Source organism: Sphingomonas sp. 22R3R2A-7 (assembly GCF_036856055.1).
GTDB lineage: Bacteria > Pseudomonadota > Alphaproteobacteria > Sphingomonadales > Sphingomonadaceae > Sphingomonas.
This window is the reverse complement of sequence record NZ_JASPFR010000001.1, coordinates 4,018,028-4,032,910: the sequence shown is the minus strand read 5'-3', so window position 1 is coordinate 4,032,910 and position 14,883 is coordinate 4,018,028. Positions and strand designations below refer to the sequence as shown.

Sequence of the window (14,883 nt, the reverse complement as noted above, 5' to 3'; positions counted from 1 at the left end):
ACGCGGTTGAACGCCAGACCATGGGTCCGGTTCAATCGCCTGGCGCCTGGCCCGTCAGGGCGCGGCGACGCGCCCCGTCCGCGCCAGCTTGCCCCACCCGACCATCGGACCGCGCAACGCCTGCGCGATCGCCTTGAGCACGACATAATACATGACCTGCCGATAGCCGATCCGCTGCGGGATCAGCAGCCAGAGCAGCCGCCACCGCTCGCGCCGTTCGAGCGCGAAGGCGATCGTCGCCGCGAGCAGGTCGATCGCGGTGAACACCAGCCAATAGGTCAACATCGTGTAGAGATCATGGCTCGTCTGCGCCCAGCCGTGTGCCGAGACCGCGACATAGGTCGTCGCGAAACTGACGACGAGCGCGAGGTCGATGATCGGCGAGATCGCTGCGAGCAGGATCTGGAAGACGATCGCCTGCGGCAAACCGACCCAGCCCAGCCCCCGCGGCTGGCTGCGGCCGATCGCGCTGCGGTGCTTCCACAGGCATTGCAGCGTCCCGAACGCCCAGCGGAACCGCTGCTTGGCGAGCGCGCGCATCGTCTCGGGGGCTTCGGTCCACGCGATCGCGAACTGGTCGTACTGCACCGCCCAGCCTGCGCGCTGGATCGCGATCGTCAGGTCCTGATCCTCGGCGAGCGTATCGTCGGGATACCCCCGACCGCACGGATCGCCGCGAGTCGCCAGGCACCGACCGCGCCCGGCACGACCGTGATCGCGTTGAGCCGGGCGAGCGCGCGCCGCTCGAGATTCTGCGCGGTGATGTACTCGAGCGCCTGCCAGCGCGTGATCAGGTTCACGCGGTTGCCGACCTTGGCATTGCCCGCGACCGCCCCCAGCGTCGGATCGACGAACCACCGCGCAAGCCGCGCGATCGTCGTCGGTTCGAACTGCGTATCAGCATCGAGCGCGATGACGATCTCGCCGCGCGCGAGGTCGAGCCCGCGATTGAGCGCACGCGCCTTGCCGCCGTTCGCCAGCGTCAGCAGACGGACGCGGTCGTCGCCGGCGAACGCCTGCGCGACGACCGCCGACGTAGCGTCGCTCGATCCGTCGTCGATGACGATGACCTCGATCGCGACCTCGGTCGAGGCGAGCACGCCCTGCACCGCGCGGACGATCACGCGCTCTTCGTTGAACGCCGGGATCATCACCGTCACGAACCGGTCGGGATCGATCGCCGGGAACACCGTCTTCAACTCGCGCCGTGCCTGGATCAGCGCGAGCGCGGACAGCGCCAGCGCGCGCAGGATGCCGATCGTGATCGCGATCCCGAAGATCCAGCGCAGTGCGATCACCATGCCGCCGAGCGCGCTGAACAACGCCAGATCCGCCACCGCCGCGGCACGGTCGCTCGACGATATGACGGGCATCGCCGCATCGCGCGACAGGCCGGCAAGCGTCGAGACGGGGACGAAATCATACCCCATCGCACGCAGCCGATCGATGATCACGGGCAGCGCGGCGACGGTCTGTGCCCGGTTGCCGCCCGCGTCGTGGAGCAGGACGATGTTGCCGCTGCGCTCCGGATTGCCGTCCTCGACCTGCGCGATCGTCCGGTCGATGATCGCCTGAACGCCCGGCCGCTTCCAGTCGTCGGGATCGACGTGCAGCCCGACCGAGACATAGCCGCGGCGCTGCGCCTCGAGCGCGGGGAGGATCTCGTCCGCGGTGCTCGGTTCCGCATCGCCGAAATAGGGCGCGCGGAACAATCGCAGCGAGCGTCCGGTAAAGGCCTGGAACAGCCGCTGCGTCGTGTTCAGCTCGAACCTGGCCTGCCGGTCGGACACCGTCGCCAGATTGGGATGCGTATAGGTGTGGCTACCGATCTCGTGACCCTCGGCGACCATCCGCTCGAGCAGGCCACGCTGCGTCAGCGCGTTCTCGCCGACGATGAAGAACGTGCCCGGCACATGCTCGCGCTTGAGGATGTCGAGGATCTGCGGCGTCCATTCGGGATCGGGACCGTCGTCGAACGTCAGCGCGAGCTGGCGCGGGCGATAGCCGGTCCGCTCGACGACATAGGGCGACGGCAGCCGCGTGAACCGGACGTCCGCGACCGTCCCGTCCCGCGCCGCGATCGCCGTGCGTTGACCCGAGACCGGCGACGCCGCGATCTTCAGGATCTCGCCATTGCCCTCGATATCGACGTTCGTCCCCGCCGGGATCGCATCGATCGCGCCCGGCGCCGGCAGGCGGCGATGATTGCGGCCGAAGATCGACCAGAGCGCGGGATCCTCGGACCCCAGCCGCCACAAGGCGACGCTGCCGACACCCGCCTTCTGCAGGAACGCCATCTGGTTGTACGCGCTCGCGGCATCGAGCAGCCAGACCTGGTGCCGGACGCCGCCATCGGCATAGGCAAAGCTGCTGTTCCCGCTGCCCGCGTCGAAGCTCGGCCGCGCGTCCGAATCGGCGGCGGCCTGCCACGCCTCCTCGACGCCGAGCGCATCGCCGCGCCCGCTCTCGGCATCGCCGTGCCAGTCATAGGCATAGGACCCGATCGCGACGACCAGCTTCGACGGCGGGATCCCGCGCGACGCGTCGGCGACGGACCGCACGAACCAGCGCTGCGACGCGATCGGTCCCGCCGGGCCGCTCGTCTCGTGCTCGTCATACGCCATCAGGAAAATCTTGTCGGTCACCCGCGCATACGCCGCCATGCTCCAGTCGGGGTTGCCGACCGGCGCCGCGATCGCCACGACCCAGCCGCGCGGTGCGAAGCGCGCCTTCGCCTCGCTCAGGAACAGCCGGTAATTCGCCTGCGCGCCCTGCGGCAGGTTCTCGAAATCGAAAAAGGCGCCGCCCGCGTGATTCGCCGCGAGGAACGGGACCAGCCTGTCGAGCAACGCGTGGCGTGCGCGCGCATCCGCGAACAGCGCCGCGCTGCCCGCGCCGTCCCAGTCGCCGTCCTTCGCATTCTGGACCATCGGCAGGATGACCGGACGATGCACCGCGCGGTTGAGGACGGCACGTCCGGCGGTATCGCGAAACACCGTGATCGCATGATCGGGACCGGTGACCGACACCCATCCCGGGATCACCCAGTCGAGCTGCTCGACATGCCGCGCGAGACTCGCCGTGCTCGATCTCGTCCCACGGCGTGTGGAATGCGATCGCCAGCCGCGGATTGGTCGCGCGCGGGGTCTGGCCGACGCCACCCTTTACCCCCGCCTTCCCAGCCCCCGCTGCCGCCCCCCGAACAGCCCCTTCGCGTAATAATCGAGGCTGCGCCTTGTCCGGCCGATCAGCCCGCTATGCGGTGCCGGCAGGCTGTGGAGTCCCGGATGCTCGGGCTCGAACGGCAACAGCGGTGCCGCGGGGACCACGCCGACCGAGACGACGAGCACCGCCACCGACAGCAGGAGCAGCGCGACGAACGCGACGACGCCCAGCGTGAACCGCCGCCGACGGCGGCCGCTGGCGTCATAGAAGACGGGATGCAGTGTCATGACCTCAAGCTATCCGAGCGTTGGCGCGGACGCCATGCACGAACGCGCGTGCAACCTCGCCCTCGCCATCCTGTCAAATTCGTCATGTTGGCAGGCGGCGGCGCAGTCGCAAATCCTCCCCCGCATGGGAGAGGTGGCAGGCGGTAGCCTGACGGAGGGGGAGGACAGGAAAACCGCTATTCCGTATCCTCCCCCTCCGACACCTGTCGCGCGCCCCTTGGCAGGGGAGGATACGTCCGATTTACGCGTCGTCGCCCATCCGCAGCGCGGCGATGAACGCCTCCTGCGGGATGCTGACCGAGCCATACTCGCGCATCTTCGCCTTCCCCTTCTTCTGCTTTTCGAGGAGCTTCTTCTTGCGGCTCGCATCGCCGCCATAGCATTTGGCGGTCACGTCCTTGCGCATCGCGCTGATCGTCTCGCGCGCGATGACCTTGCCGCCGATCGCGGCCTGGATCGGGATCTTGAACAGATGCCGCGGGATCAGGTCCTTCAGCCGCTCGACCATCCCGCGACCGCGGACTTCCGCAGTGCCGCGGTGGACGATCATGCTCAGCGCGTCGACCGGCTCCTCGTTGACGAGAATACCCATCTTCACGAGATCACCCTCGCGGTAGCCGATTTGATGATAATCGAAGCTCGCATAGCCCTTCGACATCGACTTCAGCCGATCGTAGAAATCGAACACCACTTCGTTGAGCGGCAGCTCATAGGTCGCCTGCGCGCGGCCGCCCACGTATGTCAGGTTCTTCTGGATGCCGCGGCGATCCTGGCAGAGCTTTAGCACGCTGCCGAGATATTCGTCGGGGACGTAGATCGTCGCCTCGATCCACGGCTCGCTGATCGTCGCGATCTTGTTCGGCTCGGGCATGTCGGCCGGGTTGTGCAACTCGATATGCGTCGTGCCCGCAGGATCGGGGTGGTTCAGCTCGATCTCGTAAACCACCGACGGCGCGGTGGTGATCAGGTCGAGGTCATATTCGCGCGTCAGACGCTCCTGGATGATCTCCAGATGCAGCAGCCCCAGGAACCCGCAGCGGAAACCGAAGCCCAACGCCGCCGACGTCTCCATCTCGAACGAGAAGCTCGCATCGTTGAGGCGCAGCTTCGAGATCGATTCGCGCAGCTTCTCGAACTCGGCGGCATCGACCGGGAACATCCCGCAGAACACCACCGGCTGGACTTCCTTGAAGCCCGCCAGCGCCTCGAGCGCAGGCCGCTTCGCATCGGTGATCGTGTCGCCGACGCGCGTCTGCGCGACCTCTTTGATCTGCGCGGTGATGAAGCCCATCTCGCCCGTGCCGAGCTCGGTCAGCTGCTCGATCTTGGGCCGGAAACACCCGACGCGGTCGACCAGATGCATCGTGCCCGTCTGCATGAACTTGATCTGCTGGCCCTTCTTCAGGACCCCGTCGATCACGCGGACGAGGATGACGACGCCGAGATACGGATCGTACCAGCTGTCGACCAGCATCGCCTTCAGCGGTGCCTCTGGATCGCCCTTGGGCGGCGGGATCTTCGTGACGATCGCCTCGAGGATGTCCTCGATGCCGATCCCCGACTTCGCCGACGCAAGCACTGCGCCGGACGCGTCGATGCCGATCACGTCCTCGATTTCCTTGCGGACCTTCTCGGGTTCGGCGGCGGGCAGATCGATCTTGTTGATGACGGGCACGATCTCGTGGTCATGCTCGATCGACTGGTAGACGTTCGCCAGCGTCTGCGCCTCGACGCCCTGCGCCGCGTCGACCACGAGCAGCGCGCCCTCGCACGCGGCGAGGCTGCGGCTCACCTCATAGGCGAAGTCGACATGCCCCGGCGTGTCCATCAGGTTGAGGACGTAATCCTCGCCGTCCTTCGCGCGGTAGGCCAGGCGCACGGTCTGCGCCTTGATCGTGATCCCGCGCTCCTTCTCGATGTCCATGTTGTCGAGCACCTGCTCGGACATTTCGCGCGCGGTCAGCCCGCCGGTTTGCTGGATCAGCCGATCGGCGAGCGTCGACTTGCCATGGTCGATATGCGCGATGATGGAGAAGTTGCGGATGTGGGACAATGCGGTCGTCATGCGCGCGCCGTTAGCACCTCGCCGGGCTTATGCCAAAGCTTCCGCGACATCCGTGGCAACGGGGATCACAATCAGCGTCGCTTTCCCTGATGCCGGATGTTCGCCGGACGCCCGCGCCGCTTGATTTCGCGGCCCGGCTTGCGCGCGCGTGCGGGCCCCGCGGCCCCCTTCCCCTCGGGCATTTCGAACCGCAGCGCGCCCGATACCGGGTTCGCCTCGGCCAGCTTGAGGTCGAGCATCTGCCCCTGCGCATAGACGTCGCCGCTATCCTCGCCGACCAGCGTCCGCGCCGCCTCGTCGAAGCGGAAATATTCGCCGCCAAGGTCACGCACGGGCATCAGCCCGTCCCCGCCGATTCCCTCGACCGTCGCGAAGAACCCGAAATTGGTGACGCCGGTGATCCGCACTTCCATGATCTGGCCGACGCGTTCGGACAGGAACGACGCGACATAGCGGTCGATCGTGTCGCGCTCTGCCTCCATCGCGCGGCGTTCGAGCCGGCTGATCGTCTCGCCGATCGCCTCCATCCCGGCCGCATCCTCGGCGGGCAACCCGCCTGCGCCAAGGCCGTACGCCGCGACCAGCGACCGGTGCACGATCAGGTCGGCATAACGGCGGATCGGCGACGTGAAATGCGCATAGCTGCCAAGGCCGAGCCCGAAATGCCCGTGATTGGCGGGACTGTAATAAGCCTGCGTCTGCGTGCGCAGCACCTGCTCCATCACCTGCGGCCGGAAATCGGCATCGCCGATCCGCTCGAGCACATGGTTGAACGTCGCCGGCCGGATGACCTGCCCCAGCGCGAACGGCACGCCGAACGTCTCGAGATAATCCTTCAGCGCCGCCAGCTTCTCGCGGCTCGGCGGCTCGTGGTCGCGGTACATCACCGGCGCCTTCTTGCCCTCGAGCGCCTTGGCGGCGGCGACATTGGCCGCGATCATGTAATCCTCGATCAGCCGGTGCGCATCGAGCCGTTCGCGCGGCGCGACCGACATGATCCGCCCCTTCTCGTCGAGCACCACCCGCCGCTCGGGCAAATCGAGGTCGAGCGGCGCGCGCGCATCACGCGCCTTCGCCAGCGACGCCCAGCAGCCCCAGAGCGGCTTCAGCACCGTCTCGGTCATGTCGAGCGCCAGCGTCCCGTCGATCGCCGCCTGCGCCTCCTCATAGGCGAGGTTCGCCGCGATCCGAACGACCGCGCGCGTGAAACGCCACGACTTGAGCGACCCGTCGCGACTGATCACGAGGTGACAGGCGAGCGCGGCGCGATCCTCGCCCTCCTTCAGCGAACAGACGTCCGCCGACAGGATCTCGGGCAGCATCGGCACGACGCGGTCAGGGAAATAGACCGAATTGCCGCGCCGCCGCGCTTCGCGGTCGATCTCGGACTTCGGCCGAACATAGAAGCTGACATCGGCGATCGCGACGATCGCCTTCCAGCCGCCGGCATTGGCCGGATCCTCATCTGCCTCCGCCCAGACCGCGTCGTCATGATCGCGCGCATCCTCGGGGTCGATCGCGACGATCGGCAGGTGGCGCAGATCCTCGCGGTCGTCGCCGAGCGGGAGTTGCGCGACGCGCTTGGCCTCGTCGATCGCCTCGACCGCGAATACGTCGGGGATGCCGTGTTTGTGGATCGCGATCAGCGAGAAGCTGCGCGCGGCAAACGGGTCGCCCAGCTTGTTGACGACCCGCGCGGCGATCCGCGGTGGCTTGCCCGCCAGTTCGGCAAGCACCAGATCGCCCGGCGCGGCACCGCCCGCATCGGCGACCGCGAATTCACGCCGCTCGCGCTTGTCGACGCCGGTCAGCCACAGCCGCCCCGCCTCCTCGCGCAGCACGCCGAGCACCTGTTCGGACGCGGGCGCGAGCACCTTCATCGGGTGCGCGATCCAGCCATTGCCGGCTTCCTCGGTGCGCGCGAGGATGCGCTCGCCGATCCCCAGCGCGCCGCGCTTGCGTTCGCGCACGCGCAGCCGCGGCGGTGGCACGCCCTCGGCCTCCCAGCGTTCGGGGACCGCCCAGACATTGCCCGCATCGTCGACATCGGCGATCCGCAGCACGGTGACCTTGGGCACGCCGCCCATCTTGTGGAACGCGCGGCCGGGGGCGCTGTCGATCAGCCCCTCGTCCGCCATGTCCTTGAGAAGCGCCTTCAGCCCGATCTTGTCCTGCGCGCTCAGGCCGAAACCCTTGGCGATCTCGCGCTTGCCCGCGGGGACGTCCGACGACGCGATGAAGTCCAGGATCTGCTGGCGGGTCGGAAGACCGGCTTTTGGTTTGTACATCGCTCCCAGATAGGGTGCGTAGCGCCACGCGTCACCCGTTACCGGCAACACGCTGCAGGACCGTGAAAATCAGCCCTTGCGTGCGCACGGCATAGGCATATCATCCGCGTATAAATATAAGGAGAGAGACAGTGACGACGCCGCTACGGCTCGAAGCCGATCCCGAGGACAAGAACCTCGTCATCCTGCAGAGCCTGATTTGCCTGCTGCGCGAAAAGAACATCCTGTCGCGAGCCGATATCGAGGATCTCTGCGCAACCGTCCAGCGACGCGCCGCCGACCCGACCACCGATCCGATGCCATGCCAGGCAAAGGCCGCACGCGAAGCCGCGGCGGAAGTCGCGCAGATCGGCGATTATATTGGCCGTCGCTATGGCGGAAAGCATCGCCGCGCGATCTGAACGCCGCGCGCAGGCCTAGCCCTCGCGGATATTGTCGAGGATCTCCGCGATCGACGCATTGCGCACGCCGAGACGGTCGAGATGGTCGAGCATCGCGGTCCACCAGTCGTGAAAGCGCTGCAGATCGGCGCGATCGCGGACATAGGGCGTGTGCCCGGGCGCGAGCGACGGCGAATGAAACGAGAAGTTGAGGAACGCCGCGCCCTCCCCGATCGCGATCGTCACCGCCTCGAGCGCGGCCGCGATCGGCATGTCCTCGGGCGTCATCGCGACGCGCGACAACAGACCCAGACGCGAGAAGACGCCGCGTGCACGGGGAACCCGCGACAGCGCCCGGTACAAAGCGGCCCCGCCGCGGCGCAGCCTGCCGGTATGCACCGTCGTCAACGGCAGTTCGATCAGCGATCCTGCATGATAGGGCTCCGACCCGATGCCCGAAAAGTCGGGCCCGCCCTGCCCGCTGTAATCATAGCCCGACCGGACCGAGCTATCGATCCGGTATCCCATCGCCGCGAGGATCGCGAAGCTGTCGGGCCCGATCCCGTATCGTCCCGCGCGATAGACCCGCGGCCGCGTTCCGAAGGCTGCGGTGATCGCGTCGGTCAGCACCGCGATCTTGGCGGCTTCGACACCCGCGGGCAGGTTCGCGGCATAGCTGGTCACCGCGCTGATCTCTTCGACGATCGGCGGATTGACCCAGCCATGCAGTTGCGCACCGATCTCCGACCGGCCGTCGGCGACGACCGCCTGGAGAATGTCGACCGACCGCGGATCGCTGACGATCGGCAGGTCGACGACGCAGGCGAGCGCAACGCCGCGATCGGCGAAGCGGCGATGCGCCGCGGGAAATGCCGCCATCGCCTTGGTCGAATAGGGCGCGGTGCCGAGCGGACGACGCCAGTCGAACTCCTCCTCGACGTCGACGAACAACGTGAAGCACGGACCGAAGCCGCTTTTCCACGTGACGTGGTGTTCCGGTGCGGGCCGTTCGGGCCGATAGCGCGCGATCACCGCAGGCCGTCGAGCACCCGTTCGCTCCGCTCGGTCGCCACGGCGGGCAGGCGCAGCGTGAGGCGGTCCGGCCCGAATGCGAGATGCCCACCGAGCTCGACCGCAAAATTCTGTGCAAGCCGAAGCGCGAACCCGGTACCGAGCAGCGGCGCACCCTCGCGCTCATGCTCGCGCTCGGTATCGATGCTCAGCAGGATGTTGGCCGCATGCACCGCGAGCGAGCGCGGCCGGTCGAACCCGATGCAGACTTCGCCGGCGGTCGCCTCGACCCCGACCATCAGCATCTCGTCCTTGCTGCTCGCCGATACCAGCGTTGCCAGCAGACGGCTCACGAGCCGCTCGACCGCGCGGTCGTCGCCGGCGATCTCGCAGGGGCCCGCGGACGGATCGACCATCACATGCGCGCCGCGCAACGCCGCGAGCGGGGTCAAATCGTGCACGACCGCGTTCAGCAGTGGCAGCACGGGGACGACGGTCGGACGCAGGTCGAGCGCGTGCCCCTCGATCCGCGCGGCGATGTCGAGATCGTCGATCGCAGCCAGCAGGTCCGATGCCTGGCGGCGGATCGTCGTCGCGCGGTCGCGGTAGGTCGGTGCGACGGGGCCCAGCAATTCGGTCTCGATCAGCTCGGCAAACCCCGCGATCGCATTGGTCGGCGTGCGCAGCTCGTGGACCAGCTGTCGCAGCAGATCGGATACCGGCGAATTCGCCTTTTCGGGGGCCACCGCGAGTTCGGCCATCTCGTCGCGGCGCGGCCGGCGCGCGCTGCCGCGAAAGCCGATGAACCGGCCCGATCCCTCGTCGAACACGGGGACGCCCGACACGCGCCACGATCCCGCCGCGTTCGAGAGCCCGCCGACCTGGAGTCGTGCCGCCTCGAACGGCGACCTGCGACGATACCCGCCGACCGCGACGCCATCGATCTGGACCTCGCCCTGTCGTGCCGCATGCGCGACCGATACGCCGATCAGCGCGGCGCGCGACACGCCGTCGACCCAGCGGATCACGCCGGCCGCATCGGTCTCGTACCGGAAAGCCTCCGGCGGCGCCGCCGCCGTCGCCGGCGCGACCTCGGGAACGACCCGGTCGCGGTTGAACGCGTCGATCCGCTTGACGAGGTCGGAAATCTCGAACCGCTCGGGCGCAGGCGACGCGGTCGAGACGGGCTCCGGCATCGCGGTATCGCTGGCCTGGGAAGTCGGCTCACCGGGTTCGGCGGCATGACGCAATGCCTCGGCAACGAACGGCAGCCCGCGCGCGATCATCCCCAACGTCATGAACGGCGACGCGCTCAGCGGGGTGTCGGGCGACGGCGCCGACGGCGCGGCGGGCGCTTGCGACGCGACCGGATCCTCGCCGACCGCCACGGCATCGACGGGGACGTCCATAACAGCGTCGGAGCTCACCGCAGGTTTGGGATGCCCGAGCACGAAATCGGTCGATCCGAAGCTCTCGAGAGCCCGCCCGACCGCGGGCGGCAGGTCGCGGCGGTGGCGAAGCACCGAACGTCCCGCCGGGGTCAGCCGCGGGAGCAATGCAATCCAGTCGCCCGCATCGAGCGTCGCCGTCCGCAGCACGGGCGCTGCGATCGCCAGGCTGTCTTCGGCGAAAAATCCGACCAGCGCGGCGTCGGGCGCGGCAAAGGCGAGCGCGCGTGCGCTGCTCGCCCTGATCGGTTCGGGAATATCGGGACGCAGCGCACGAAGACATGCCAGCGCCTCGCCATTCGAGGGACCACGGCCCCTGCCCATCAGGTCGACGAGCTGCCGCCATGTCGATTGCGCGCCGAAGCTCGTCGACATGTCGGCAGATAACACTGTCTTCAGGCTATCATCGAAGCGCACGTCGTTCCCCGGATCGACGCTGCACGGCAAACGTCATTACTGTGTCATACCTCCGCAGCGCCTTAGAGGAAACCGCAGAATTGCCGCGTTCCCGTGCTGCGTCGCAATGTGGGACAATTGCGTTCCCCGGTAATTATCTTATAGCTAGCCCATCCGAACCGCATGGTTCGAAACGTTTGATGGGAGTTGCGCGTAATGAGTTTTGACCGGATCGATCGTCAGATCCTGTCGCTTCTGCAAGCCGATGGTCGCATGACCAATGTCGACCTTGCAGACCAGGTCGGATTGACCGCTCCACCCTGCCTGCGCCGCGTCCGTGCGCTCGAGGAAGCTGGCGCGATCCGTGGCTATCACGCCGACCTCGACGCCAGCCGCCTCGGATTTCCGATCACCGTGTTCGCGATGGTCAGCCTGCGCAGCCAGGCGGAGCACGACCTGACCGCGTTCGAGACGCATATCGCGGACATTCCCGAAATCCGCGAATGCCACATGCTCAACGGCGAGATCGACTTCATCCTGAAGATCGTCGCCGCCGACCTCAAGAGCTTCCAGGAAATCCTCACCACGCACCTCACCCCGGCGCCCAATGTCGCCAGCGTGAAGACCTCGCTGACGATCCGCACGGCCAAGGCGCTGTCGGGAATCCCCGTCACCGTCGACTGATCGACCGGTCCGGCTGCGGCTAGGGGTCGCGTCGTTCTTCAACGAACCGGACGCGACACGAAAAAGGGGCGGCATCACTGCCGCCCCTTTTCCCGTAACCGACGTCCGATGATCAGGCGGTCGGTGCGTTCATCCACGCGGTCCAGAGCTGGGCCTGCTCCATCCGCGGGGTCGTCTTGACCGCCGCGAAGGATGCCGCCGCGCCCGCCTTGTCGCCCGACTTCGCCTGCGCGATGCCGAGGTGGAGGTTGACGTCGTCGGCGTTGACGCCGCCCTTGCTCAGCGCGACCTTGTACAGCTCGATCGCCTTGGCATAATTGTCCTGCCCGAGATACGCATCCGCCGTACCCGCGGCGAGCTTGCCGTCGGCGTTCGTCGTCGCCTTCTTCTCGAGGCCCGCCAGCGGACCGTCGTTGCGGATCGCGGTCGCGGTATCGGTCAGCAGCGTCTTCGCCATCGTGTTCGACGCCGGGATCTTGCCCGACGCCATGCCTTCCTTCAGCACGGCCTGCGCTTCGCTCGGAAGCCCGCGACGGTTCACGCTGTCGGCATATTCCAGATAGTCGTTCTGGTCGGCCAACGACTTGGTCTGGCGCATCAGGCGGAACATGTCGATCTTCTGCGTTTCGTCGAGCGTCACGACGCCGTTCTGCTGCAGACCGAACGTCACGATCACGTCACGCCACGTCTTGGGCGACGGATAGGCGACCGCGTATTTCTGCAGCCAGGCAAACGTCTCGGGCTTCAGCTTGGCACCGTTCGCCTTGCTGATCGCGTAGCGATAATAATCCTCGGGCGCCTTCTTGCCCGCGGCCGTCGATGCGGTCACCGACGCATCGAGATCGGCGAGGCCGTTCTTGACGTCGCCGCTCTCCATCTTCGCCTTGACGATCTGGAGATCCAGATCCTCGTTCGTGTAGCCGAGCGCCTTGGCCTTCTGGAAATACTGGACGGCGACCGGATACTGCTTGCCGTTGAACGCGAGCGCACCACGACGATAGGTATAGCGGCCACGCATGTCCGCGGGCGTGCTCGGGTTGGCGATCAGCACGTCGAGCGGGCCGGCGAGCACCGTCTCGTTCAGCGGTGCGTTCGGATTGGCAGCCTGCTGCGCCGCGAGCTTCTGCTGCTCGAGGTCATAGCGCAGCGCGGCGCCGATATACTTGTCGTCGTCGGTCTTGGCGGCCGCGTCGATCTGCGCCAGTGCCGGCTCGGCGGTGGCGAAATCCTTCGCCGCGATCGCGGGCTGTGCGACCTGCGCCGCCTTCAGCACGTCGGGGCTGAGCTTGAGGCCGGGCTTGGCCTCTTCCTTCTTCGCCATCGCGGTGGCGGGGGCGATCAGCGCCATGCCGCTTACGCCGGTGGCGAGCACCGCGGCCAGTGCGAGCTTCGAAATGGTCTTCATGCGGGGACTCTCCTCGTGCGTATGTGCGCCTTGGCGCGACGCTATATGGGTGTGGCGGCCGGCGTTCAAGCGAACAGCCGAAGATGGATGATGACGACGCGTCTTATCCCTCCTGCGCACTGAACGCCAATTGAACGGCGCGGGTTGCACCGCTACGTGTTCGCGATGATTGCCGTCCTATCGCCCGCCAAGACGCTCGACTACGAGACGGCGCTACCCCCGCTTGATCCCACCACGCCACGCTTCGCCGCCGAGGCGACGACGCTCGCGCATGCCGCCGCGAACCTCACCCAGAAGAAGCTTGCAGCGCTGATGCATATCTCGCCCGCGCTCGCCAAGCTGAACGCGGACCGGTTTCGCGACTTCGACACGCTGCCCGAACGCCCCGCGCTGTTCGCGTTTGCCGGCGACGTCTATACCGGGCTCGATGCCGGGACGCTCGACGAGCCGGCGATCGACTATGCGCAGGATCACCTCCGGATGCTGTCGGGGCTGTACGGGCTGCTGCGTCCGCTCGATGCGATGCGGCCATACCGGCTCGAAATGGGCACGCGCTGGGCGCCACGGCACAAGAAGCTGACCGACTGGTGGCGCGACCGGATCGCCACGCTGCTCGCTAAGGACGTCGAGGCCGAGGGCTCGGGGACGATCCTCAATCTCGCCAGCCAGGAATATTGGGCCGCCGCCGACGGCCAGCTGCCATCGTCGATCCGCGTCGTCGCGTTCGACTTCCGCGAGGGTGCCGCGCAGAAGTTCGTCAGCTTCCACGCCAAAAAGGCCCGCGGCATGGCGGCGCGCTGGATGGTCGAGCACCGCATCGACGACATCGAGGGGATGAAGGGCTTCGATACCGACGGCTATGCCTATGACGCGGCCGGGAGCACCGACGCGCAGTGGCGGTTCGTCCGCGCATGAGCAGCGCGGTCGTCATCGGCACCTCGGGTGGAATCGGCAAGGCGCTGGAGGCGGCGCTTCTCGACGAGGGGGCATTCGACACCGTCCACGGCTTCTCGCGCTCGGACGGCGGCGAGCGTCATCTCGACCTCGAGGACGAGGCGAGCATCGCCGCCGCCGCCCTGCGCGTGGGATCGCCGACGCTGGTGATCGTCGCGACGGGACTGCTCCACGACGGCGACAAGGGGCCTGAAAAGGCGATGCGCGATCTCGATCCGGCATGGATGGCGCGCAACTTCGCGATCAACGCGATCGGCCCCGCGCTGGTCGCCAAGCACTTCCTCCCGACGATGCCCAAGGCGGGGCGGATCGTCTTCGCCGTGCTCTCCGCGCGCGTCGGAAGCATTGGCGACAACAAGCTTGGCGGCTGGTACGGCTATCGCGCGTCGAAGGCCGCGCTCAACCAGTTCGTCCGGACGATCGCGATCGAGGACAAGCGCCGCAACTCGAGCGGGATCGTCGTCGGCCTGCATCCCGGCACGGTCGACACCGGGCTGTCGCAGCCGTTCCAGGGCAACGTCACGCCCGGCACGCTGTTCAAGCCCGATCGCGCCGCGGTCCAGCTGCTCGACGTGATCGACGGGCTTCGCGCGCCCGACAGCGGCAAGCTGTTCGCATGGGACGGTGCCGAGATCACGCCGTAACCTCGTGCAATCCTCCCCGCCAATTCGTCACCCCAGCGAACGCTGGGGTCTCTCCCCGCATCCGGCGACGCTCGTCCCATAATGAGATCGCAGCTTCCGCCGGGATGACGGATAAAGGCGGCCGCGCTCCCGCCAAGCCGCAACCACCCGCAAAAT

12 protein-coding genes are annotated in these 14,883 nt (G+C 67.3%); 4 read left to right on the top strand and 8 right to left on the bottom strand.

Features of this window, described 5'->3' with window-relative positions; all coding sequences use genetic code 11:
• Positions 1-54 precede the first annotated feature (54 nt).
• From QP165_RS19350 to QP165_RS19330, 5 genes are all read right to left on the bottom strand, one after another.
• Positions 55-609, bottom strand: a complete 555-nt coding sequence (locus tag QP165_RS19350; RefSeq protein WP_333997073.1) for a glycosyltransferase — start codon at positions 607-609, stop codon at positions 55-57.
• Positions 610-617: 8 nt separating this feature from the next.
• The gene (locus QP165_RS19345) at positions 618-3,044 is read right to left on the bottom strand and encodes a polysaccharide deacetylase family protein (RefSeq protein WP_333996869.1); all 2,427 of its coding nucleotides are present in this window, start codon (positions 3,042-3,044) and stop codon (positions 618-620) included.
• Between the two features lie 120 nt (positions 3,045-3,164).
• Positions 3,165-3,452 carry a hypothetical protein gene (locus QP165_RS19340; protein ID WP_333996868.1) on the bottom strand — a complete coding sequence of 96 codons (288 nt, stop codon included), beginning with the start codon at positions 3,450-3,452 and terminating at the stop codon, positions 3,165-3,167.
• 241 nt (positions 3,453-3,693) lie between these two features.
• Positions 3,694-5,517: a translation elongation factor 4 gene (lepA, locus tag QP165_RS19335; RefSeq protein WP_056024779.1), complete on the bottom strand. Its 1,824-nt coding sequence runs from the start codon at positions 5,515-5,517 to the stop codon at positions 3,694-3,696.
• Positions 5,518-5,588: 71 nt separating this feature from the next.
• Positions 5,589-7,805 carry a ribonuclease R family protein gene (locus QP165_RS19330; protein WP_333997072.1) on the bottom strand — a complete coding sequence of 739 codons (2,217 nt, stop codon included), beginning with the start codon at positions 7,803-7,805 and terminating at the stop codon, positions 5,589-5,591.
• Positions 7,806-7,936: 131 nt separating this feature from the next.
• On the opposite strand from QP165_RS19330, the gene QP165_RS19325 reads away from it, so the two are divergent.
• Complete coding sequence (locus tag QP165_RS19325; protein WP_056024772.1) at positions 7,937-8,206, top strand: hypothetical protein; 270 nt, start codon at positions 7,937-7,939, stop codon at positions 8,204-8,206.
• A 15-nt stretch (positions 8,207-8,221) separates the two neighbouring features.
• On the opposite strand, the gene QP165_RS19320 is transcribed toward QP165_RS19325, so the two are convergent.
• Positions 8,222-9,217, bottom strand: a complete 996-nt coding sequence (locus tag QP165_RS19320) for a polysaccharide deacetylase family protein (protein ID WP_333996867.1) — start codon at positions 9,215-9,217, stop codon at positions 8,222-8,224.
• Entirely contained in the window at positions 9,214-11,061 is a 1,848-nt protein-coding gene (locus tag QP165_RS19315) for a sensor histidine kinase (protein WP_333996866.1), read from the bottom strand. The genes QP165_RS19320 and QP165_RS19315 overlap by 4 nt, the downstream gene beginning before the upstream one ends.
• Before the next feature lie 195 nt (positions 11,062-11,256).
• On the opposite strand from QP165_RS19315, the gene QP165_RS19310 reads away from it, so the two are divergent.
• Positions 11,257-11,724, top strand: coding sequence for an Lrp/AsnC family transcriptional regulator (locus QP165_RS19310; protein ID WP_056024765.1), 468 nt, complete (start codon positions 11,257-11,259; stop codon positions 11,722-11,724).
• Positions 11,725-11,836: 112 nt separating this feature from the next.
• Here QP165_RS19310 and QP165_RS19305 read toward each other — a convergent pair whose 3' ends face one another.
• Complete coding sequence (locus tag QP165_RS19305; protein ID WP_056024762.1) at positions 11,837-13,129, bottom strand: hypothetical protein; 1,293 nt, start codon at positions 13,127-13,129, stop codon at positions 11,837-11,839.
• Positions 13,130-13,294: 165 nt separating this feature from the next.
• On the opposite strand from QP165_RS19305, the gene yaaA reads away from it, so the two are divergent.
• Together yaaA and QP165_RS19295 are read left to right on the top strand one after the other, a co-directional pair.
• The gene (yaaA, locus tag QP165_RS19300; protein ID WP_333996865.1) at positions 13,295-14,044 is read left to right on the top strand and encodes a peroxide stress protein YaaA; all 750 of its coding nucleotides are present in this window, start codon (positions 13,295-13,297) and stop codon (positions 14,042-14,044) included.
• Positions 14,041-14,727 (top strand): SDR family NAD(P)-dependent oxidoreductase, encoded by a 687-nt coding sequence (locus QP165_RS19295; RefSeq protein WP_333996864.1) that lies wholly within the window; start codon positions 14,041-14,043, stop codon positions 14,725-14,727. The genes yaaA and QP165_RS19295 overlap by 4 nt, the downstream gene beginning before the upstream one ends.
• The last annotated feature ends 156 nt before the right edge of the window (positions 14,728-14,883 follow it).

Bases quoted from the DNA above. Each gene is read 5' to 3' on its own strand.
- QP165_RS19310 (WP_056024765.1), top strand. From the start codon at position 11,257: ATGAGTTTTGACCGGATCGATCGTCAGATCCTGTCGCTTCTGCAAGCC.
- QP165_RS19340 (WP_333996868.1), bottom strand. From the start codon at position 3,452: ATGACACTGCATCCCGTCTTCTATGACGCCAGCGGCCGCCGTCGGCGG.
- QP165_RS19295 (WP_333996864.1), top strand. From the start codon at position 14,041: ATGAGCAGCGCGGTCGTCATCGGCACCTCGGGTGGAATCGGCAAGGCG.
- QP165_RS19330 (WP_333997072.1), bottom strand. From the start codon at position 7,805: ATGTACAAACCAAAAGCCGGTCTTCCGACCCGCCAGCAGATCCTGGAC.
- lepA (WP_056024779.1), bottom strand. From the start codon at position 5,517: ATGACGACCGCATTGTCCCACATCCGCAACTTCTCCATCATCGCGCAT.
- QP165_RS19305 (WP_056024762.1), bottom strand. From the start codon at position 13,129: ATGAAGACCATTTCGAAGCTCGCACTGGCCGCGGTGCTCGCCACCGGC.
- yaaA (WP_333996865.1), top strand. From the start codon at position 13,295: ATGATTGCCGTCCTATCGCCCGCCAAGACGCTCGACTACGAGACGGCG.